The organism is Lichenihabitans psoromatis, from assembly GCF_004323635.1.
Taxonomy (GTDB): Bacteria; Pseudomonadota; Alphaproteobacteria; order Rhizobiales; family Beijerinckiaceae; genus Lichenihabitans; species Lichenihabitans psoromatis.
Window position 1 is genome coordinate 1,733,910 of record NZ_CP036515.1, and the last position, 21,780, is coordinate 1,755,689.

Annotated in this window: 20 protein-coding genes; 2 read left to right on the forward strand and 18 right to left on the reverse strand. The window is 64.7% G+C overall.

Features of this window, described 5'->3' with window-relative positions; translation table 11 throughout:
- Positions 1-131: 131 nt before the first annotated feature.
- Positions 132-1,010 (forward strand): MBL fold metallo-hydrolase, encoded by an 879-nt coding sequence (locus EY713_RS08035; RefSeq protein WP_131114331.1) that lies wholly within the window; start codon positions 132-134, stop codon positions 1,008-1,010.
- Here the strand turns inward: EY713_RS08035 and EY713_RS08040 are convergent.
- From EY713_RS08040 to EY713_RS08070, 7 genes are read right to left on the reverse strand one after another with little or no spacing between them, the layout of a single operon-like run.
- Positions 1,007-1,789 (reverse strand): PIG-L deacetylase family protein, encoded by a 783-nt coding sequence (locus tag EY713_RS08040; protein ID WP_131114332.1) that lies wholly within the window; start codon positions 1,787-1,789, stop codon positions 1,007-1,009. The genes EY713_RS08035 and EY713_RS08040 overlap by 4 nt on opposite strands.
- A gap of 13 nt (positions 1,790-1,802) precedes the next feature.
- A complete protein-coding gene (locus EY713_RS08045; protein ID WP_131114333.1) occupies positions 1,803-3,035 on the reverse strand; it encodes a glycosyltransferase in 1,233 nt (410 codons plus the stop codon).
- Complete coding sequence (locus tag EY713_RS08050; protein WP_131114334.1) at positions 3,032-3,874, reverse strand: sugar phosphate isomerase/epimerase family protein; 843 nt, start codon at positions 3,872-3,874, stop codon at positions 3,032-3,034. The genes EY713_RS08045 and EY713_RS08050 overlap by 4 nt, the downstream gene beginning before the upstream one ends.
- Complete coding sequence (locus EY713_RS08055) at positions 3,871-5,487, reverse strand: YcaO-like family protein (protein WP_245572987.1); 1,617 nt, start codon at positions 5,485-5,487, stop codon at positions 3,871-3,873. The genes EY713_RS08050 and EY713_RS08055 overlap by 4 nt, the downstream gene beginning before the upstream one ends.
- Entirely contained in the window at positions 5,397-6,404 is a 1,008-nt protein-coding gene (locus EY713_RS08060; protein WP_131119449.1) for a Gfo/Idh/MocA family protein, read from the reverse strand. The genes EY713_RS08055 and EY713_RS08060 overlap by 91 nt, the downstream gene beginning before the upstream one ends.
- Positions 6,404-7,525, reverse strand: a complete 1,122-nt coding sequence (locus EY713_RS08065) for a class I SAM-dependent methyltransferase (protein ID WP_245572943.1) — start codon at positions 7,523-7,525, stop codon at positions 6,404-6,406. The genes EY713_RS08060 and EY713_RS08065 overlap by 1 nt, the downstream gene beginning before the upstream one ends.
- Before the next feature lie 20 nt (positions 7,526-7,545).
- Entirely contained in the window at positions 7,546-8,421 is an 876-nt protein-coding gene (locus tag EY713_RS08070; protein ID WP_131119453.1) for a hypothetical protein, read from the reverse strand.
- 366 nt (positions 8,422-8,787) lie between these two features.
- Here EY713_RS08070 and EY713_RS08075 point away from each other — a divergent pair, with 366 nt between their 5' ends.
- Positions 8,788-10,029, forward strand: coding sequence for a M24 family metallopeptidase (locus tag EY713_RS08075; protein WP_131114336.1), 1,242 nt, complete (start codon positions 8,788-8,790; stop codon positions 10,027-10,029).
- A gap of 8 nt (positions 10,030-10,037) precedes the next feature.
- On the opposite strand, the gene EY713_RS08080 is transcribed toward EY713_RS08075, so the two are convergent.
- The 11 genes from EY713_RS08080 to EY713_RS08130 form a co-directional block, all read right to left on the reverse strand.
- Positions 10,038-11,729, reverse strand: a complete 1,692-nt coding sequence (locus EY713_RS08080) for an ABC transporter ATP-binding protein (protein ID WP_131119455.1) — start codon at positions 11,727-11,729, stop codon at positions 10,038-10,040.
- 2 nt (positions 11,730-11,731) lie between these two features.
- Entirely contained in the window at positions 11,732-12,676 is a 945-nt protein-coding gene (locus EY713_RS08085) for an acetamidase/formamidase family protein (RefSeq protein ID WP_131114337.1), read from the reverse strand.
- A gap of 110 nt (positions 12,677-12,786) precedes the next feature.
- The gene (locus tag EY713_RS08090) at positions 12,787-14,412 is read right to left on the reverse strand and encodes an ABC transporter substrate-binding protein (protein WP_131114338.1); all 1,626 of its coding nucleotides are present in this window, start codon (positions 14,410-14,412) and stop codon (positions 12,787-12,789) included.
- Between the two features lie 23 nt (positions 14,413-14,435).
- A complete protein-coding gene (locus tag EY713_RS08095; protein WP_131114339.1) occupies positions 14,436-15,356 on the reverse strand; it encodes an ABC transporter permease in 921 nt (306 codons plus the stop codon).
- Complete coding sequence (locus EY713_RS08100; protein WP_131114340.1) at positions 15,356-16,207, reverse strand: ABC transporter permease; 852 nt, start codon at positions 16,205-16,207, stop codon at positions 15,356-15,358. The genes EY713_RS08095 and EY713_RS08100 overlap by 1 nt, the downstream gene beginning before the upstream one ends.
- Positions 16,204-16,788 (reverse strand): ANTAR domain-containing response regulator, encoded by a 585-nt coding sequence (locus EY713_RS08105; protein ID WP_131114341.1) that lies wholly within the window; start codon positions 16,786-16,788, stop codon positions 16,204-16,206. The genes EY713_RS08100 and EY713_RS08105 overlap by 4 nt, the downstream gene beginning before the upstream one ends.
- The gene (locus tag EY713_RS08110; RefSeq protein ID WP_131114342.1) at positions 16,785-17,936 is read right to left on the reverse strand and encodes a transporter substrate-binding protein; all 1,152 of its coding nucleotides are present in this window, start codon (positions 17,934-17,936) and stop codon (positions 16,785-16,787) included. The genes EY713_RS08105 and EY713_RS08110 overlap by 4 nt, the downstream gene beginning before the upstream one ends.
- 236 nt (positions 17,937-18,172) lie before the next feature.
- Entirely contained in the window at positions 18,173-18,823 is a 651-nt protein-coding gene (locus EY713_RS08115) for an SRPBCC family protein (RefSeq protein WP_131114343.1), read from the reverse strand.
- Between the two features lie 30 nt (positions 18,824-18,853).
- Entirely contained in the window at positions 18,854-19,672 is an 819-nt protein-coding gene (locus EY713_RS08120; protein ID WP_131114344.1) for an XdhC family protein, read from the reverse strand.
- 2 nt (positions 19,673-19,674) lie between these two features.
- Positions 19,675-20,874: a vWA domain-containing protein gene (locus EY713_RS08125; RefSeq protein ID WP_131114345.1), complete on the reverse strand. Its 1,200-nt coding sequence runs from the start codon at positions 20,872-20,874 to the stop codon at positions 19,675-19,677.
- 3 nt (positions 20,875-20,877) lie between these two features.
- Positions 20,878-21,762, reverse strand: a complete 885-nt coding sequence (locus EY713_RS08130) for an AAA family ATPase (RefSeq protein WP_131114346.1) — start codon at positions 21,760-21,762, stop codon at positions 20,878-20,880.
- Positions 21,763-21,780: the final 18 nt, after the last annotated feature.

Here is a 21,780-nt window from a genome sequence, read left to right on the forward strand (position 1 = left end):
AGGGTCTCGCCCGGTCGACAGCCGCATGAACTCCGTCCTGGCGGAACTGTCGTGCCTCAAGGAGGTTGATCGCGGAGCGCACGAGCCCGGTTTGTCGCGCCGGGTCGATCAGCAGAGTCTGGCAGGATGTGATGAGCCCAGGATATCTCCCGTTCAAGGATGCCCTCGATCTACCAGCCTTCTTCTGTGACAATTGTGGCTTCTGGCAACGGCATTTCGAGCGTCCGACGTCCTGCCCGCTGTGCGTTGATGCCCGACACGTCATGCCGCAGCGCGGCTGGCATTTCCGTGATCTCGCCGAAGCCCGCAAGCTATATCCCTGCCATTGGGCCGAGATCGAGCCGGGAGTCTGGCGCTTCTGGAACGATCCGGTCGATGGGATCGGTTCGTCCGGCTATCTAATCCAGACAACGGGCGGCAATCTCGCCTTCGAGGGCTGTGCGGTCTATAGCGAGGCGGCGCTCGCGGCCATCGCCCAACTCGGCGGCGTGCAAGTTCTGGCCGCCTCGCATCCCCATTCTTACGGAGCGATCTGGCAATTGCAGGATCGCTTCGATCCCGAACTCGCCCTGCATCCGGGCGATCTCGCTTGGTCGGGCGCGCTCTGCGTGAGTTGGCCATTCGACGAGCGGCTTGAACCATTGCCGGGCCTGGAACTGCATCTGACGGCCGGACACTTCGACGGCCATGCCGTGCTGTTCGACCGCGCGCGAAAGATTCTGTTCTGCGGTGATTGCCTGAAATTCGAGCTCGACCCTCGCGATTCTCGCCGCGCCACCACGATCTCGACCCATAAGGCGTTTGTGCGTGGCATTCCGCTCACGCAAGGCGAGTTGCGGCGCTATCGCGATGTCTTCGCGGCTCTCGACTTCACCCAAACCTGGACGCCGTTCGAGCAAGCCGCCAACAGCGGGCGTCGCGACGCCCTGGCGCTGATCGACACGATGTTGGCGACGCGTCCGCATGCCTTTCCGGTTCCGCTCGGCGATCTCGGCGTCGCGGACGCTTAGGAGCGGGCCGGCGCCGCTATCCTGCCGATCCCCGACATGTCGCGCATCAGGCTCCATGGCAGACCCTGCCCTCGGAAGCCTTCGGCGGAGCTGCCCTCTGAAAGCTTCGTCCGCAAGCCGTCGGGGCCACCGAATTGAAAGCACAACTGGGTCGCGTAAGCGAGGCACGATGCCTCCTTGGCCGCCGCTGCGTCCGCATTGAGCCGCAGGCTGTGCTCGGGCATGACATGCATCCTGTGGGCGAACGGCTCAGCCGGATTGGCGGTCCGTGCCACATAAGGAAAATCGCGCCACCAAAGAACCGGTTTCTCGAGACCGTCGAGGGCTTTGACCAGTTGAACATGATCGACATGACCGCCGATCGCTTGCGGCGCGAAGATGAGATCTGGCGCATGATCCACCATGAGCCTCTCGATCGCGGCACGAAGATCGATCCCGATGGTGTCGGTTGCGAGCGGCGGTTGAAACAGGGCGTTGGCCGACGTGTAACCGCGATGGGGTGCTTCCGGCAGCTCGACATGGATCGGCTCCGCCACCCCGAGCGCCCGCATGGCTGCAAGATCCTCGGCGCGCCGCAGGGCCATGTAATCGACGTCTGGCCCAAGCCCCTTATCGAGTTGGCAGGCGAGCGCAAATCCATGCGGTTTCGGCACCGAGCGGGTGAAGAGCGTCGCGACACGGACGCTCCAGCCGTCGCGCACCAGCGTCGCGAGCGTACCACCGCAGGAGAATGCGGCATCGTCGAGATGCGGCGATAGCGCGAGTGCCGTGCGGGTCATGGATGGCCGGCCGTCACAGAAGATGCGGCTCGGCGCGGAAGCGGCAGTCGGTCATCGGCAGACGAGCATCGACGCGGCCCCTCGCCGGTGCCCTCAGGACGCGAGCGTAAACCGTCATGATCATCCGCCCGACCGTCTCCCAGGAATAGTCGCGGCGGCATTCGGTCAGACCCGCGACGGCGATGCGCCGACGGAAGGCGGCGTCTTCGATCAGGCGTTGCAGCCCATCGGCCTGGCCCGCGATATCGCCGGGCTCGACCAGCAGGCCATTTTCACCGTTCCTCAGGCAGTCGTTCACGCCCACCGCGAAACACGACATGTTGGCGAGGCCCGACGCCATGGCTTCTAGAATGGTGTTGGAGAAGCCCTCTCCATAGGTTGGAGAGACGAAGATGTCGTGCTCCCGGTAGATGTCGGGCACAGCCTCGTAGGCCGCGTAACCCGTGAACCCGACGGTGTGGGCATCGAACGCGAGATCCGCCGCGCGGGCCTTGCAGGCATCGAGATCGGGGCCAATTCCCGACACGGTCGCCCGAAACGCGACACCGCGGGTCCGCAACACGTCGAGGGCGTCGAGAAAGTCCAGCGCGCCTTTCCGCCGGTCGACCCGGCCGTGGTAGAGGAGCCTCACTGGAAGGGGCGCCACGCCGACCTTGGCCTCAGCGGCCGGCCGAAAGCGTTCCGTGTCGACTGCCCCTGGCACGATGGTGAACCGCGCGCGAGCGGTTCCGAGCCGGTCGCTGACTTCCTCGACGAAGCTCTCACCGCCGATCAGCAGCGCATCGGCCCCGTCCAGCACACGCTGCATCGCAAGGCGGTGTGTGTCACAACACGAGCCCACCCAATGGCCATCGCCACCCTGGATCGAGACGACCGCCGGAATGCCGAGATCACGCGCCGCCAGCAGCGTCGCCCAGCCGGTCGGATAACCATATTGGGCATGCAGAAGGTCAAACGGCTTGCGGTCATGCGCCGCCTTGATGGTTGCGATCATCGTGTCGATGTCGCGCTCGAAATCGCCGTTCGTCTGCTCGCCGATCTGTTCGAGCCCGATCACCGCGACACCCGGCACCGCAGGCGGGGGGCCTCCCCCATAGACGCGCGTGCCGAATGCATCGCCGCGATACTGGCTGATCATCGTGACGTCGTGACCGGCGCGCACCAACTCGCGCAAAAGGTTCACGGCGTAGACGCTCATCCCGGAAATAGCCGGGAAGTACCGTCGACTGACGAAGCAGATCCTCACGCGACACACTCACGCTCATAGGCCGCAATCGCCTGCCGCGCTTCGGGGATCATCAGGTCGGCCCGGTAACTGTCGCGTGAAAGTTCGACGCAGACCAAACCGTCGAATGAAATATCGCGGAGCGCCCGCAGCGCGGCGGGCACGTCCATATCGCCATCGCCGAACGCCAGATGAACATGGTCGCCCCGCTTCATATCCTCGAGATGCACATCGGCGATGTGGCGGCCAAATTCGCGAATGGCCTCGTCCGGCTCCCGCTCGCCCGTCACCAGCACATGGCCGAGATCAAGCGCGAGCCGAACGTCCGGAACGGCCCGGATCAGGTCGGCATAGTCGTCCACGGTGGAGACGAACATTTCGGGCTCGGGTTCGAGCGCCGGTACGATGCCCTGCCGCTTGGCATAGTCCACGATGGCGTCGACGCCCTCGTGCAGCCACTCCGTCGCGTCGCGCCGATCGACCCCGGGCTTGAGGCGTCCGGACCAAAACGACAGCACCTCGGCTCCCAAAATCACGCCGATGTCGGCGGCGCGCTTGAGAAAGTCGAGGCGGCGAAGACGGCCATCAGGGGCTGCCGAAACGAAGGTCGGCTCATGCTTCTGTTTGGGATCGAGCAGAAAATGAGCGCCCGTCTCGATCACGACCCCGAAGCCGAGCGCGTCGAGCCGCTTCCGCAACGCCATCGCGTTGCGCTCCCAATCGGGAGAGAGCGGATCGAAATGGTGATGATCGAGCGTGAGGGCGACGCCGTCGTAGCCAGCCTCGGCAAGCAACGAGAGCGCGTCATCAAGACGATGCCAAGCCGTTCCATTGGTATTGTAGGCGTAACGCAAACTCATGGCGTGACCTCATGTGTCAGTTGGCCCAGTCGCAGGGCAACATGGTGGGCTTCCGGTTCTCGGTAGAGCGGATAAAGGGGACCGACGATCCGTTCGGCTTCGCCGACATCGAACAAAGGTTGGCGGCCGCTTGTCTCCGGACGCAGCCGCTCGAACGCTGCTTCGCTGAGCCGGACCGGGCGCAGCGTTGCGCTTTCCTCACCGAAGCGGATCAGCGGGCTGTCTCTCGCGATGAGCTTGCGGGCATTGCGCTCGCCGATACGGCTGTAGCTCATGGTTTCAACCTCGAGCCCTGGGACGATCACCTTGGCGACCGCGAACCCGCCGCCGGGGGGTGAGCCGTCGATGTAAAGAACGTCGAAGCCGTCGGCCTCGAGTTGCCGCCGGGCCCAAGCGCCGCGCTCGCGCGTGTCGGCCAGCGCGACGGCCGGCAGATCGCCGAAGCGCTTATGGCTGCGGATCGAGAAGACGGTTGCGTCGAGGGCGCGTCGCAGGGTCGATCCATCGTCCTTGGACCAGGCGATCATCTCGCTGAGGGCTCGACTTTCCTCGTGATCGAGGCTGGGAAGCGCGCGTTTCACGAAAGCCTGCACGTAGCCTTGCGGTGCAACGCTCAATGCCTCGGCGATCGGCCCATGGCCATAGGTTTTGCGGACCCGTGCCGAGCAGAATTCAAGCAGCGCCTTCCGAAGGGCGCGATTCCGATCGGGATCGCAGGCCTCGCCGCAGGCCGACAGCATGATCGGGACACGCGGCCCAGAGCCGGGGCGGTCGAAGCCGACCACGTAGACGTTGGCGAGCCCGAATTCCTCAGTCGCGAATTTCGGCAGCACCGTGATGCCGCATCGGTCGATATGAGCGAGAAGCTCGCGTGTTTCGGCGTCGAGATCGTCGCCAAGATCCAACACCACGCCCTGATCGAGCGCGCGAAACAAAAGCCCGTTCCCGTCGCGCTGCAAACATTCGAGCAACCCATGTCCGACCGCCCAGTCGAGGTCGGGGCCGGCCCCGAGGCCGTTGGTGATCAGCGACGTAAACGGCGTATAGTCGGGCGGTAACTCGAACCAATCAGTCGCCGCGACGTCGAGCGGTACCAGGACGCGCTCGCCGTTGCGCGCGCGCACCGCTTCTGTCCAGGCTAAGGACGTGTCGTGATCGACAAGACTTCCTGCCGGGAGGCAAAGCGTGAGGGGGTCGACGATGCGATCACGGCCGACTTCGGCGACAAGGGTCCGATAGCTGCCGCGCCGCCAGGGCGTCTTCATCAGGCGCAGCGTCGGGCAGATCGCCTCGGCGATTTCGGCCAGAGCGCCGACGATGGCGTCGCCATCGGTGGTCCCATAGCCGTAGCCGGATGGCATGTTGCCCGGAAGCGTGCCGGCATCGTCCAGGAACAACGCAACCTTCCAGGCCGGCACGCCGGTGCGATCGAGCCCTGTCATCGGGAACCCGACAAGGCGGCCTTGCGGGAGCCCTTCGATATAGGCCCGCGCAGCGTCGGGAAGGTCTTCGGGAAGGCCGGTCACGACGGGATATCTCCACGGTAGGCTTCGGCGAGGAGCCGCATCGTGTGCAGGTCGCGTTCGCCGGAAAATTCGTTGGATCGTCCCGATCGCACCGCGTCGCCAAAACGGCGAACCTGGGCCAGAAAAGGGGATAGATCGTGGTCTGGGATCGGGAGGATTTCAGGCAGCCCTGTTGTGCCGTCCGTCAGGGTGAGCGTCCCGCCGGCGTCCTGCCCCATCGTCTTCTCGGCCACGATCATACCGTGGCTGCCCGTGACCTCGAGACGGCGGCGGGGCAGGGCATCCGGGCAGTTATAGGCGACGTGGAGACTGGCCAGAACGCCCGAGCCGGTCCGCCCCACCAGCATCGCGCCATCATCCACCGCATAGGCGTGAAGACGCCGCTGCAGCATCGACACCACAGTCTCGAGCGGCTCACCCAGCAGAAAGTCGACGAGATCGAGCCCATGCGGAGCGAGGTCCATCATGGCCCCGCCTCCGGCCTTGGCGCCGTCGATCCGCCAATTGTCGCCGCCGCGTCCGGCGCTCCAGGTCGGACCAAGCCAACACGCGTAGACGATGCGAATGGCCGTCGGCGTTCCAATGCGCCCCGCCGCCAGCGCATCCCGCAGCGCGCGATGAGCCGGGTGATGACGCTGATCGAAGGCGGTGCCGTAGAGCACGCCGGCACGCCGGCATGCCGCTACGGCGGCTTCCGCATCGACGAGTGTCGCGGCAATCGGCTTCTCGCACAGCACCGCTTTGCCATTTGCGGCCGCGGCCTCCACGGCCTCTCGATGCAAGTGGTTGGGGGTCGCCACATAGATGGCCTCGACATCGGGGTCGGACGCGAGCGCGCAAACGTCCGTGTAGGTCCGCGCGCCCCGGCGGCTTGCGTCCGCCTGTGCGGCTGAGGAGGGGTCGGCCACGGCCACCAGCCGGTCCCCTGCAGCCGCGATCGCTGGAGCCATGAAGTCCGTCGCGACCCAGCCGAAACCGGCGATGCCCCAGCGCACCGGACGCATCACCAGCGCTCCGGCAGGTCGACGAGAATACGGCGGCGTATCGCATCGGCCGCGTTGGTCCGATCGCGTGAGATCAGGCTCGGATAGGTGGCCCGAGAGGCATATTCGGCTGCGTAGCGTTCCGACGGCCAGACGATGGCATAATCGTCCCCACTTGGCCGATAGAGCGGATTTAGCCGAAATACAGCATCGTCGAATGGGATCGAAAGACCGCGTTTCGCCGGCCGTGAGCCATTTGGACCGTCGACACTCTCTTCGACCGAAAAAGCCTCGACCGATCCGAGCGCCTCCCAGGAGGCCGACCGCGGCGCGCGCGCCTCGACCACGGCATGCGTGAGTTCAGCATCGTCATAAACGGTGGCGTGCGGGAAGAGGTCGGCCATCTCTGCAGCCGAGAGGGCATGGCCCGACGAGAAATTGGCGGCGCCGCTGTTGTGCACATGGCTGAGCGCGAGGCGACCGTCTCGGCCGACCAGGGCTCGTAATTGCGCCAGGATCGCCGGTTTCGGATCGAGAAAGTAGAAGGCGTCGTGGCAGAAGACGAGGTCGTATTGCTCATCCGCGATCGGCCATGGGGCAGCGGCGTCGAAGCAGATCAAACGAGCAGCCGGTGGCAAGACCCAATGTCGTGCCAGCCAAAGCTTACTGAAAACAACGTCTCCACCAGTATAGTCGACCTCCCGTCTCGCTAACTCGCGGCCGTAGTGCCCAATGCCGCTAGCAAGCTCGAAGCTTGATCGAGCCGGTCTCCAATGCGCGTCGAGTAGCGCGAGGCCGGCCATATAAGTCGGGTCACTCCAGCGATGCGCGAAGTAATCTCCAACCCGATCGAAGGCGAGACACGCCATGGCGTCCCGCAACGAGAGCCGCAACCGATCGGCGACAAGGTTTCGGACCGCGGCGGGATCCGCGGGAGCGCCGGTCCACCAATCATCTTGATCACCCAACAGGACGACGAGCGCACCGTCTCGATCGCCGCTTTGGAGGCAGTCGACCGCCTCAGCGACGAGATCGTCGCGTCCGACACGCAGGTACGGAATGCCGTCGAGCCGAGGCCAGAGACGCCCGTCGGCATCGCGCAGCAGATCCGAGCCGTCATCGATCAGCGGCGCGCCGGTCACGGGGGATCGAAGCGGGCCGGTCACAGAAGCCCCGCTTGGCGGAGCACATCATCCTGGAACGCCTTGACCGGCCCCTCGTGGACCAGCTCCATCTCGCCAAGCATCTGTTGCGGCGTGAGTGCGGCCGCACGCGTATATTGCGTGGTCTGGATCACCCGGTCCAACACATCGGCGGCATGAAACGCGCGGCCGTCGGGCGTGTCGGCATTCGGCAGGATTTTGCGCGCGTCGTCGACCTGCTCGCGTAAGGGCGACGCCAGTTGCCCAAGGGACGCCTGCGTGTAATGCGCCACGAGCGTCGCGAGATGGCGGCCGAGCAACATTTCGCCGGTGAAGCCGGAATCCGGCATGCCGGCATTGTGGACGTGGTGCGACAGGCCAGCGACGAAGACGCGTGTCGGATCGGCCTCGTAGACCGGGGCCAGCAACACGCCATAGACCGCCACCATTAGGCAATGTTCCGCATGATTTTCGGGTGGCTCAAGGATGATGCGCGGCTTACCCGGACAGGTAATGCCGGCCCGCGGCTGCCGGACGAGTTGCTCGACAAAGGAAAGGCGACGCGACTCGCCGAGCGACACCTCAGCGCCTAAGGCGTCATGGAGAGACTGCCGCGTATGATCCGCGAATGGGGGCACAACCTCGTCGATCGCCGTTTTAAGAATATCATTTGCCGCAGCGGCCGACACACCAGCCTTGGTGATCACGTCTCGATCGAGATCCCCCAATCTCGTCGCAGCCAATGCACGCGCCGTGATCCACCACGTGACCTCGGACGGCGAAAGCCCCGACTCGAGCCCCGCCCAAGCATCTTCAAACAACCGCGTCGCGATCGAGCCTATGCGATAAGCCGACACAATCCGCTTCAGGTCGTTCAACTCGACCAAAGCTGTCATTCCACTAGAAAGCACTCACACGTCCTCGCCTATCGCCAGCCGCAACTTAACTTAGGCTCACCTCAACCTTGGTCGGATCGAGGTAACTATGAGCCGGGTGGAAGAAGGCGAGACCTTGGGGTGCGTCGAATCCGCGCTGGAGGATGCGTCGATGTGACATCCAAGTGGAGCGCAGAAGCGGCGCACGTCGGCCGTGGTTTGCGGTTCCCAGCGCGGTCATGAACCCGACAAGCGCGGATTATACGTCGGCGCGCGTTCCTCTGGCCGATGCCGCGCGCAAGCCGTAGAGTTTCTGTCGATGACCCCTGACATCCGCGCGTCGCGTGTGTCTTGCGCTTCGACACCGCCGCTGGAGATGTCCCGACCATGTCGCTCGTCGATCGCAGGCGCGCCTCGACCCTCATCGCCAGCGCGGGTTTCGATGCGCTCGTGATCGCCGAACCGGAGGGGTTTGCTTACGTGACCGGTGTGCCGCAGGGCGTGCCGGCTTTGTTTCGTCGCGCCGGCGCGGGATTTGTGGTGCTCCCCGCCGATCCTGCTTTGTCGGTCGGGGCCGTCATCGGCGACCTCTACGTCGCAGCCGCGCGCTCTGCGATTCCGGATGTTCGGTCGCATCCGCTCTGGATGGAACATGCGGACCTCACCGGAGCGAGCGGAGACGGGAGCATTCAAGATCGCATCGCTCGATCATGGCGTCGGGCCAGTCGTCCGATTGGCTTCGCGCGGCCTGCGACTTTCGACCTTGGTCTGGCCCTGCAGGCCTTGGCCGAGGTTCTGGCATCTCGCGGCCTGTTCGGCGCACGGCTCGGCTTCGATCTCGATTACATTGCGGCAAGCGATGCGGCGGCGATCCAGAATGCCTTGCCGGCCGCCCGGATCGGGAATGGATCGCCGGTTCTCGATCGCATCCGGATGGTCAAGACCGCGATCGAGATCGAACGGCTGACGCTGGCTGTCGAACTCGCCGAAGCCGGGTTGATCTCGTTGGCGGGCGGGATAGCGGCCGGCCATACGGCCGCCGATCTCCACGCTCTCTTCCGACATGGCATCGAAGCCGAGGCCGGGCGGCGCGCGATACCGGTGCCACCCTCTTGGGACTATATCGCGGTCGGCCGCGAGCCGTGGGGGCCGGGCGGCACCGTCGAGCGGCGCGCGATCATCAAGGCGGACGTCGGCTGCGTCGTCGCAAATTATTCGTCCGACACGTCACGGAACTACGTGTTCGGCGAGGCGACGACCGATCAGACTGAGCTCCATCTGTCCCTCGAGGCCGCTTTCGCGGCCGGTATGGCCACCATCAAGCCGGGGGTTCTGTTATCGACGGTGCATCATGCCGCCACGCAGGCCCTCGAAGAGGCCGGTCTGGTCGGTTTCAGCCGCGGGCATTTTGGTCATGGGCTCGGCCACTCGTTCTTTTCGGAGCAATGGCCCTTCATCGCGGCGGATTGCGACGTGCCGATCGAGCCCGATATGGTCCTGGCATTTGAAATCCCGATCTACGTCACCGGCATCGGCGCGTTCAATCTCGAGGATCAACTGATCGTGACGGCGGATGGCTCTCGATCGATGAACACCTTGCCGCGCCATCTCGCCATTCTGGGGCCGTGAAAGCCCGGCTAGGCTCGCTGAGTGACCGGCGGTGTCGCCACCGTTGCGCGCGAGCGAGGGGTGGGCTGCGGTACGGCGTCAAGCAAGGCCTGTGTATAGGGGTGCTGCGGGTTTTCGAACACCGCGCGCCGGTCGCCTTGCTCCACGATCTCGCCGTAGCGCATCACGGCCACATGGTGGCTCATTCGCTCCACCACCGCCATGTCATGGGAGATGAAGAGATAGGCGAGGCCCAACTCCTCCTGCAATTCGAGCATCAGGTCGAGCACATGGCCCCGAACCGAGACGTCGAGCGCCGAGACGCTTTCATCGGCCACGATGATGTTCGGCTTCAAGGCAAGGGCGCGGGCGATACAGATGCGCTGCCGCTGGCCGCCGGAGAATTCGTGCGGAAAGCGGGTCGCGTGATCGGGCGAAAGGTGGACGCGTTTCAGGAGGGCCGCGACGTGGTCGCGCCTCTCGCGCGCAGTCCCAAGGTCGTGGATGACCAGCGGCTCCGCGATGGCGTCGCCGATCGACATGCGTGGATCGAGCGAGGCATAGGGGTCCTGAAAGATCATCTGCGCCTTGCGGCGGACAGGCTTCATGTCGCGCGACGACAAACCCGCAATCCCCCTGCCGTCGATCACCACCTCCCCGGTGAAGGGGATGAGCCCGAGCACGGCCTTGCCGGTCGTCGATTTGCCTGATCCACTCTCGCCCACGAGACCCAGCGTCTGCCCCGGTCGAACCGAAAAGCTGGCTGCTTTGACGGCGGGCGTGACCGGAGCGGCTTTCCCGAACCAGCCCGCGCGCCCGCCATACGACACCGTGAGGTCGCGGACGAACAGCACCGGCTCCGCGCCGAGCGTCGTCGGTGCTGCGTGGGTGATACGCGGGGGGCCCTCCTGTCCGGCCCAGCTGCCGAGGCGCAGAACGGCGGCCAGCAGGCTTTTCGTGTAGTCGTGACGGGGACGTTCGAAAATGTCGTGAACGGTGCCGTCCTCGACCATCCGTCCGCTCTTCAGCAGCGCCACGCGATCGGCCATTTCGGCCACGACCCCCATATCATGCGTGATCAAAACGATGGCGGTGCCGAATTCGGCCTTCAGGTCCCGCATCAGCGTCAAGATCTGGGCCTGCACCGTCACGTCGAGCGCCGTGGTGGGCTCGTCCGCGATCAGCACTTTCGGGCGACAGGAGAGCGCCATGGCGATCATGACCCGCTGACGCATGCCGCCTGAGAGTTCATGCGGAAATTGTGTGAGCCGCCGCCCGGGATCGGTGATGTGAACGGCGTCGAGCATCGCGCGGGCCCGGGCCGCGACGCTCGTCTCATCGCCGGCCGCGTGGGTCCGGATCGCCTCGCTCAATTGCGCCCCGATCGTCATGACCGGGTTCAGCGACGTCATCGGTTCTTGAAAGATCATCGCGACATCGCCGCCGCGGATCTGCCGCATCGCGCGCTCGGATAGCGTCGTGAGTTCGCGGCCTGCGAGCACGATGGAGCCGGCGCGTTGGCGAAGCGACGGCGATAGCAGGCCCATGATCGATAGCGCCGTCAGGGATTTGCCAGAGCCGGATTCGCCAGCGAGGCACAGCGTCTCCCCGGCCGCGAGGCTGAAGCTCACGTCGTCCAGAACCGGGCGAAGCCCTTGTGGGGTGCGTGCGTCGATCGATAGGCCCGTCACGGAGAGGATCGGTGGCGGCGCTAAGGGCATGGTCACGAAAAGACGATGCGCGGAAAGTAGAAGGACACGACCCAGTTCGGCATGTCGACGATCTCGGAGATGCGGAGGTCGCCGCAGACCGAGAGCAGAAGATAGGCGTCGATGGGAGCGAGCCCATGGTCGGCCGCCAGCAGGTCGATCATCCGCATCACGCTCTCGCGTGCCGCCGTCATCAGATCCGGACCGATGCCCGTGGTGGCCTCGTAGCCAGCGCCGTCGAGATGGCGCGTCACGGGGCCGTCCGTGGTGAAGCGCGGGCTCTTCAGGTTGGCGCCTTTCACGAGGTCGAGCGTGAGTTCGACATCCATCTGGCTTTCGATGGCGGTGCCGCAGACTTCGCCGTCGCCCTGGGCCGCATGGGTGTCGCCGATCGAGAACAACGCTCCCTCGACCTCGACAGGAAGGTAGAGGGTGGTTCCGGCCGCAAGATCCCGGATGTCGAGGTTGCCGCCGACGCGACGTGGTGGAACGACCGAGTGGAGGCCGGGCTCGGCCGGCGCAACGCCGATCTCGCCCGCGAAGGGTTTCAGAGGCACGCGCCCCTTCGGCCCGAACGCAGCCGGCGCGAGCGTGGCGGGATCGTAGGACCACATATGCAAGGCCGGGTCAGGGAATTGGTCGGCCAGAAGGCCGAAGCCGGGGATGTTTGCGGTCCAGCCCAGCCCCGAGGGAATGAACCTGCGGAACGTGATCTTCAGGGCGTCGCCCGGCGCTGCTCCCTCCACATAGACCGGCCCGGTCACCGGATTGACCTTGCTGAAATCGAGCGTCTGAACGTCGGCTGCCTTGGAGTCGCGACTGAAATGCCCGTTCGCGGCGTCGAGACATTCGAAGTGGATCGTCTCGCCGGGCTGACAGACGAGAACCGGTTCGATGTCCCGGCTCCAGCCGAAATTATGGCGGTCACGATGGATCGTATAATTGCACGCAACGCACATCGGCGCGTGTCCTTGTCGAAGAGGGACGGACGGCTGCGGTCCTTCCCGCCGCCCGGTCGTCGGGGCGGGGGAAGGAGCGCCGGATCGAGGGACGCTGACGTCGGCGGCCGCTAGTTTTTGGCGTAGATCGCTTCGTAGTCGATCACACGCGTCGGATCGATGTAGATCTCGTCGGGTCCGCCCATGCGCTTGGACTTTGCCACGACGCGACGCTCGTTGAACACCGGCACCCATGGAGCGGCCTGCGTCTGAATGTCGGTGAAGATCTGCGCCCAGACCTTGCTCCGCTCATCCCGCTGCTTGGGGTCCGACATGGCATCCGCCTTCGTCGCACGATCCTCGAACGTCTTGTCGCAATACCAGGACCAGTTCCACCCGCCGGTGACCGCGCCGCCGCAGCCGAGGATCGGCCCATAGAAATCGGAGGGGTCGGGGAAGTCGGCGATCCACCCCATGCCGCCCGACCAGGTCAACGCGGATTGGTCTTTATTGCCGCCGGCCGCGATGACCTGCGGCTGCGCCAAGGCCTTGATTTCGGCCTTGATCCCGATGGCGGCGAGATCCTGTTGGATCGCCTGCGCGATCCGCGGATTCGGGTCGGTGTTCATGGCCCAGAGTTCGGTCGAGAAGCCGTCCTTTAGTCCGGCCTCGGCCAGCAATTGCTTGGCCTTGACGATATCGAACGGGTATCCCTTGTAGGACTCGTCGTAGCCCGGCATCAGTGGCGGCAGAACCTGGGAGGCCGGCGTCGCGCGGCCATTAATGATGCGGATGATGCGATCCTTGTTGATCGCCATGTTCAGCGCCTGGCGGACACGCACATCGTCGAACGGCTTCTTCGTGGTGTTGATCGTGATGTAGCTCGTCTCGAATTGCGCGCGATCGACGATCATGTCGGCGGCATCGGGGGACTTCTTCATCTCAAGGTATTTTGCGGGCGGGATGCCATCGCCGGCGATATCCACTTCGCCCTTCTGCAAGCGCAGGATGGCGACCAGCGGTTCCTGGCCGATCTCGACCGTGAAGCCATCGAGATTGGGTCGCTCACGGAAGTAGTCCGTATTCCGGGCGAAGACGAGCCGCTGGCCTGAGACCCATTCCTTCAGCAAGAATGCACCGGATCCCACCGGCTTCTTGCCGAAATCGGCGCCGTCCTGCTCCACGACTTCTTTCGGCACGGCGGACGAGAAGTTGAGCGCGAGCACGTTCAGGAAGGTCGCGTCGGCCTGCGCCAGGGTGAACTTGACCGTTGCATCATCCGGCGTCTCGATGCCCGAGATCGTCGTCGCAGATCCATCGGTCATCTTATCGGCGCCGACGATCGAATGATAAAAGCCGCCGCCCGGACCTTGTGTCTTGGGGTTCACGGCCCGCTCGATCGAATATTTGATGTCGGCGGCCACGACCTTGCGGCCGTTGGTGAACTTGGCTTTGGGGTTCAGCTTGAACGTATAGACGAGACCATCCGGCGAGATGGTGAAGCTTTCGGCGAGCGAGGGCACGATCTCGGTGGTGCCGAATTTATAGTCGACGAGACGCGAAAACAGCCCGTTGATCATCGACCAATTCTGCCAATCGTAGCCGATGGCCGGGTCGAGCGTGGCCATGTCGTCTTTGTAGGTCACGATGATGGTGCCGCCTTGCACCGGCACGTCGGCAGCCTTGGCGGGCAGCACCGCCAGCGCCGTCGTCAGCGCCAGCGCGGCGGTGGTGGTCTTCAACCAGGTCATTGTCATCGACATCTCCAGGGGGTTGAGAACTATCGGCCGCGAATGCGCGGATCGAGCACGGGAGCCAGAGAGTCGGCGAGAAGGTTGCCGATCACGATGGCGAGGGACGAGACGAGGGTGACGCCCATGATGATGGGGACATCGACCTGCTGCACGGCTTGCCATGCGAGCTGGCCGATGCCCGGCCAGCCGTAAACGGCTTCGACCACGACAACGCCGCCCATGAACTGGCCGACGTCGATGCCGATCATGGCGACGACCGGCAACAAGGCGTTGGGCAAAGCGTGGCGCAGGATCACGCGAGACTGCGACAGTCCCTTGGCCCGCGCGGTTCGCACATAATCCTGGTTCAGCACGTCGATCATGGCGGAGCGCACCATGCGGGCATACCAACCAGCGCCAAGCAGGCCGAGCGTCAGGGCCGGAAGCACTACATGGGCCGGCGTGCCGTAGCCACTCATCGGGAACCAGCCGAGGGTGGCGGCGAACACGTAAAGCAGCAGCAGCGCCACTACGAATTGCGGGGACGACACGCCGACGAACGCGAGCGTCATCACAAGGCGATCCGCAATCCCGTTGCGTTTCAGCGCCGCGAGGGTCCCGAACAGCAAACCGAGCGAGACCTCGACCAGGATGCCCGTGACCATCAAGACCAGCGTGGCGGGGATGCGGGAGGCGATAAGGGCCGCGACCTCACTGCGCTGGATGTAAGAGCGCCCGAGGTCGCCGCGCAGCAACCCCTTCAGATAATGCCAGAATTGCTGGACGATCGGCAGATCCAGCCCCAGTTGGTGGCGGACATTGGCGATCATCTGCGCGCTGGCGCTGCGTCCAGCGATCAGGGCCGCCGGATCAGCCGGCAGAAAATGCAGCAACAGAAACGTGACGAGCGCGACCCCGAACAGGATCGCGACCGCCTGCATCATCCGTTGCGCCAGGAGCAGAGCCATCAGCCGCGTCCCCGCTGGGTCGGATCGAGGAAATCGCGCAAGGCATCGCCGACGAGGTTGAACGACAGCGCCGTCGCCAGAATGATGGCGCCCGGAATGAAGACGAGCCAGGGTGCGCTCTGGAAGTAGCTCTGGCTTTCGAAGATGATGTTGCCCCACGAGGGCTGCGGCGGCTGCACGCCGACGCCGAGGAAGCTGAGGGTCGCCTCCAGCAGCACCGTGGTGGCGATACCGAGCGTGCCATAGACGATCGCGGTCGGCATCAGATGGGGCGCGATGTGCCGAAACAGAATGCGTGCCGATCCGGCCCCGAGCGACCGTTCGGCCAGGATGAAGTCGCGTTCGGCAAGCCCGCGTGTTTCCGTGTAGACCACGCGCGCGACCTGAACCCAGTTCACGAGTGCGATCACCAATGCGACGATCCACAGGCTCGGCCGAAGTAGAGCCGCCAGCACGATGGCGAGCAGGAGCGCCGGAAACGCCATCATCAGGTCGGTGAAGCGCATCAGGATGCCGCCGACGACACCGCCGCGATAGCCCGCCACGATCCCGACCATCATGCCGATCGCGACCGCGACCCCGTTGGCCACGAGGCCGATCACTAACGAGGTCCGGGCGCCGAACAGCAGCCTCGAAAGGAGATCGCGGCCCAATGTGTCGGTGCCGAGCCAGTAATGCGCGCCGGGCGGCAGGGGAGCGCCATCGATCGACAAGCCGTCGAAGGGTTGGTCGTCGGGTGAGAAGGGCGCGATCCAGGGCGCCGCGATCGCGGTCAGCACCACGAAGAGGATCACCAGGGTGGCGACCAGCGAGGCGGGTCGACGCACCAGTTCGACGAGGACGCGTTTCATGACGCCTCCGAGCGTGAGCGTCCGCCGGCGAGGATCGCGGCCGCGACATGTTCAAGCGTCAGCCGGCTTCGCATCGCGTCCTGGCGAAGGCACCGGTAGGCCGCCGCCTCATCGCAGCCTTGCATCGACATGATCGATTGAACGGCCGCCAACACCAGCGGCCGAAGGCGGATGCGCTCATGCAGGTCCGCAACCTTGGCCGCCGTGTCGATCGCTTCGGCATGAAAGCGCGTCGCCATCACCAGCGCGGGGAAAATCGCTGAGGCGATCACCGGCTTGGCGATCATGGCCCGGGCGCCCTGATCGATGGCCCAGGCGATCCGGCCCGGCGCTTCCGAACTCAGCAATGCGATCATCGGCATCGGGTTATGGCCGGGCGCCCAAGGAAACAGTTCGCTCCAACCCGCGTCCGCATCGACCATCACAAGATCGGGCGCCGGTGCGGCTTGGCTCAACGGGGCCCATTGGACGTCAACCCGCATGCCGAGCATCGCGAGTTGGCGGATCAGGCGCTCGGTCGTGCCGCCAGGCCGGTGCAGGATGACGACCCGCTGGCCGGTGAAATTGGGTGTCGGGCTCATGACACGATCCGCAATGTCGGCTTGCCATGGCGAGAGGGCTGCGGCGTTGAGCGGCGTGCGACCAGATAGGGGTCGGCCGCGAGGCTCGGGCGGGTCTGGAAGATATCGAAGCCGCGGCCTGCGATACGGCCGAGGAGAAAGGGCAGAGCCGCGTGATTGGTCGCGGGATCGATCGTGAGCGGTCCCAGCGCGCTGGCGAAGGTCACGGAGCGCAGCGCCTCGCGCACTGCGCGCGGATCGTCCGACCCGCTGCGGAGAATCGCCTCGACGCAAAGTCGAACAGTTGCATAGCTCGTGGCGAAGAAGCTCGAGATCCGCCGCTCGTCGCCATAACGGGCCGCGACACGAGCCTTGAAGACACGGTTTTCTGCTGTGTCGACGTTGTGAAAATACGAAGCGGCGGCGAGATGCCCGTCGGCGACGCCGATCCCGATGTCGCCTAATTCACACTCGGTCAGGTCGCAACTCACGATCGGGCACAGATGCGCCGCAAAGCGCGGATCACGCGCGGCCAAGTCGTGCATCGCCCGCAGGAATGCTTGGCTCGAAGGCCCGATCAGATTGCTCAGGATGAAATCGGGTTGGCGCGCTTCGATATCGGCCACCAATCGCCCGACGTCTGTCTCCTCGATCGGGAGGCAGCGCTCGCCCACGATGGTGCCGCCCGCTTCCGTGACGATCTCGCGCGCAAGCCGGTTCATTTCCCAGCCCCAGACATAGTTGGCGCCAGCCAAGTAAACCCGCGCTCCATAGCGAGGCAGCAGATAGTCGAACAGCGGGACGAGATGCTGGTTCGGACAGGCCCCTGTGTAGATGACATTCTCGTTGGCTTCGAACCCCTCGTAGGGGCAGACGTACCAGAGCTGTCCGTCATGCTTCTCGACGACCGGAATGACATCCTTGCGCGATTGCGACGTGATCGTCCCGACGATGTGACGACAGCCTTTTCGCATCATCGCGCTTGCGAGGGTGGCGTAGCGATCCGCCGAGCCCGCCGGATCGCCGAAGACCGGCACGAGATCGAAGGGGAGGCCGCCGTCCTCGCGCAGATGTGCGACCGCGAGATCAGCTCCATCACGGCAGTCGCGGCTGAGCGCCCCATAGGCGCCCACCGTCGAAAAGAGAAGACCAAGCCGGAGAATGTCCATGCCGACCCAAAAAAAAGCCCCATGACGCGGATCCTGAGGGATAACGTCATGGGGCGCGATTGCCCAAGGCCGATGAGGCCGATGTGAAGGAAGTCCGGCTGCGCCGTCCTAGTGCTCTAGCATTGCACGCTCGGCTTATGTGTCAATGCGATGAAACAGGCAATCGACACCGAAAATGCCTAAGTTTCGGCCATGATGCTCAGCGAGAGAGCGCTGCGACGACCCACCGCAAGGCCCTAGAGGCCGATTGTCCTCCCGATGCCGCCGTCGGCGTGACAGATCGGGAAGGCCGTAGGCTCCTGCATCGCGTGGTGCGTCAGGCAGCAGCTTGGTATCAGCAGAGTCCCAGCAATTGCGAGAGCCGAAGCTGTGCCGATGGCCTTGCTGAACCAGCCGGCTTTTTTCTGCGGCTCTGGTTCCGGCTCAGCTGGCGCAGCCGGTGTCGTCTCGGTGCCGACGATCGCGCCGAGCTTGGCGAAAAATTCGGCGGCAAGCTTCTTGGCCGTCCCGTCGATCAGTCGCGACCCGAGTTGCGCCAGCTTGCCACCGATTTCGGCTTTGACGTCATAGTGCAGCAGCGTAGCGTCGACATCCGGTTCGAGCCGGACGGCGGCGCGTCCTTTGGCGAAGCCCGCAATGCCGCCCGACCCTTCACCGCTGATCGTATAGCCATTCGGCGGATCGAGGTCGGAGAGGGTCACGGCGCCGGCAAACTGAACAGACATAGGGCCGATCTTCAGCTTGACGGTGGCTTTCAAAGCTCCGTCCGGCATTTTCTCGATGGCCTGGCAGCCTGGAATGCACTGACGCAGAATGTCGACATCATTGAGGGCCGCATAGACCACGTCGCGAGACGCCTCGATGCGTTGGCTGCCTGTCATATCCATGAACCGCTCTCCCTTGTCGGCTGAGTTGGTTTAGGCGTCGCGCTGGCCGCGGCGCCGGGTGATTGTGATTTCGGCCAGGATCGACAAGGCGATCTCGTCTGGCGTGATGGCACCGAGATCGAGCCCTGCTGGGGCCTTGAAAGCGGTCAGGCGGTCAGCCGGCAGGCCATGCTTCTCGGCGAGTTCGATCCGCAGCGCGTCGGCTTTCCGGCGTGAGCCGACGAACGCCAGATAGGCCGATGGTGGTGCCCGCAGCGCTGCCGCGAGAGCCGCCGCATCTCCCTTGCCCTGCGTGCAGATGACGACGAAGCGGGCCCCGTCCGCAGCGTCGGGCAGAGCGAAACCGTCGTTCCAATAGTCTGCCGTCGAAAAGGCGGCATGCTCGGCGGCCGGCGCGCAGACCGTGATGGCGTAGCCGATTTGGCGCGCCAGATTTGCTAGTGCCACACCGACAGGCGAACTGCCGACGATGACGAGACTCGGGCGTGGCAGGATCGGTTCGATGAAAATGTCCATGGTGCCTTGGCTCGGGCACATGTTCCTGGAAAATTCGATCCCGTCGCGAACCTCGCCCGCGCCGATGTGCTGATGATCCAACAAGTCCTTGGGTTGGATGCTGACCAAACGCGGCGTTCCATCCTGGAGGGCGGCGCGCGCCGCCCGGATCACGGCGCCCCGCGCGCAACCACCCCCGATCCAGCCGCCCGAAATCGACCCATCCGCCTCGATCACGGCTTTGGCTCCCGCCTTGGCGGCCGTCACCGATACGGTTCTGACCACGGTCGCGAGCGCGAAGGTCGCGCCCCTTGCCTTCATGGCATTGACGAGATCGAGGATGTCCTCTGCCATCGTTAGAGGCTCGCCAGGAAAGGCTCGATGGCCAGGAGGCTGTCGAGGTTATGGGCCGGCGCGAAGAGATCGACGAAGGGCAGTGCCGCCTTCATGCCGCGGGCCTCGGGGGCATAGTCACGCCAGCCGATCATCGGATTCAGCCAAGCGATACGCCGGCAGCGCCGCCGAAGCGCGGCCATTTCGGACGCGAGCCGCACGGGTTCGCCGGTATCGTAACCGTCCGAAATGATCATGATGGCGGTTCGCGAATGGATCACGCGACGGGCATGAAAGCGGTTGAATGCCGCGAGGCTGGCGCCGATCTCGGTTCCGCCGCCGACCCCCGTCGCCAGCAGGGACAGTCGCCCCACCGCTCGTCCGGCATCCTTTTCGCGCAGTGCGGGCGTCACATGCATCAGTCGGGTGTGAAATAGGAAGGTCTCGGCCTCCCGGAACGCTCCCAAGACGCCATGCATGAAACGCACAAAAACGGGGGCATAGACCGACATGGATCCCGACACATCGAGCAGGATCACCAGCCGCAGGGGCTTCGGCTTGCGGCGGCGATGGATCAGCCGGACCGGTGTCCCTCCCGTGCCAATGCTGCGGTGGATCGTGCGCCGCAGATCGAGACGCTTGCCCCGCGCCTTGCTCCTGTAGCGTCGAGTGATGCGCGCTCGCATCGATCGCGCGAGACGTCCGGCGAGGGCATGAGTCGCGGCCAACTCGTCGGCATCCACGATATGGCGAAAGTCTTTCTTGCCCAGCGCCTCGGCGGCGGACGCCTGATCGCGCTTCGGTAAGCGGGTCTCGATCGTTTCGGCGCCGTCATCGTCGGGCAGGCGCTCGATATGGTCAGCCGGCCCGGTCTCGCTGCCTGGCGCGTCATGCTCCGCGTCCGGGCCGAAGAGCGCCGGCGCGGCCTTTGGAACGTGTCGGGGACGGACCACAGTCTTCATGCCCCGCTGCATCCAATGGGCCGCGAACAGCTCGTCGAACCGATCCCAGTCCGATCGCCTCCCGCAAAAGAGAGCTCGAAGCGATGATCGCGCGCTGGATGATGCCTGCCCCGCAGCCGTGCCGAGAAGCTGCAGCGCGTCCCGCGTTTCCGCCAAGCCGATCGCGAAGCCGTTGTGGCGCAACAGCGTCGCGAAGCCCGCCAGCCGATGGCGGATTGCGGGGCCGGGGTCGTCGCTGGCGAGGGGTCGGGCTTTCGCCATGGCTCAGGCCACCTTGCCGAGCAGCCGGTCCGTGACCTCGCGCGTCACGCGGCTCTTGTCCTCGGCCGTTTTGAGGAGGCACATCATGCTCTCATGCACGAAGGCGGGATCGTCATGCAGTCGCGCGATGCCGACGCCCATCAGAGCGGCAGCCCAGTCGAGCGTCTCTGCCACGCCCGGCGCCTTCCGCAGATCCTCTTTGCGGATTGAATTGACCAGACTGGCGATCTGCTGGGCCAGCCTGGCATCGATCCCCGGCAGGCGTGCCGCGAGAATGCGGGCCTCGCGGTCGACGTCGGGAAAGTCGACATAATGATAGAGGCACCGGCGTCGCAGAGCATCGGAGAGTTCGCGCGTCCCGTTCGAGGTCAGCACGACGCGCGGAATCGACGTGGCCGTGATCGTGCCCAGTTCCGGGATCGAAACCTGGAAATCGGAGAGCAATTCCAGCAGGAACGCCTCGAATTCCTCGTCGGCCCGGTCGATCTCGTCGATCAGCAGAACCGGCGGCTTGACCTGTCTGATGGCTGCCAGGAGCGGTCTTTCGAGCAGATAGCGCTCCGAAAAGATAAGATCTTCGACGCCGTCGGCCTCGGCCCCTTCGCGCGCCTTGATGGCGAGTAACTGGCGCTGGTAATTCCATTCATAAAGCGCTGCGTTCTGGTCGAGACCCTCATAGCATTGCAGCCGGATCAGCTTGGTGTCGTGCAGGCTCGCGAGGGCCCGTCCGATCTCCGTCTTGCCGACGCCCGCTTCGCCTTCCAGCAAAAGCGGCCGCTTCAGCATGTCCATCAGCCACAAGGCCGTAGCGAGAGCCTGATCCGGAATATAGCCGTGTCGCGCCAGTTGATCGGCGATCAGGTCGCGTGGGGCGGTTGCGGTTTGCACGGGTGTCACTCGACTGTC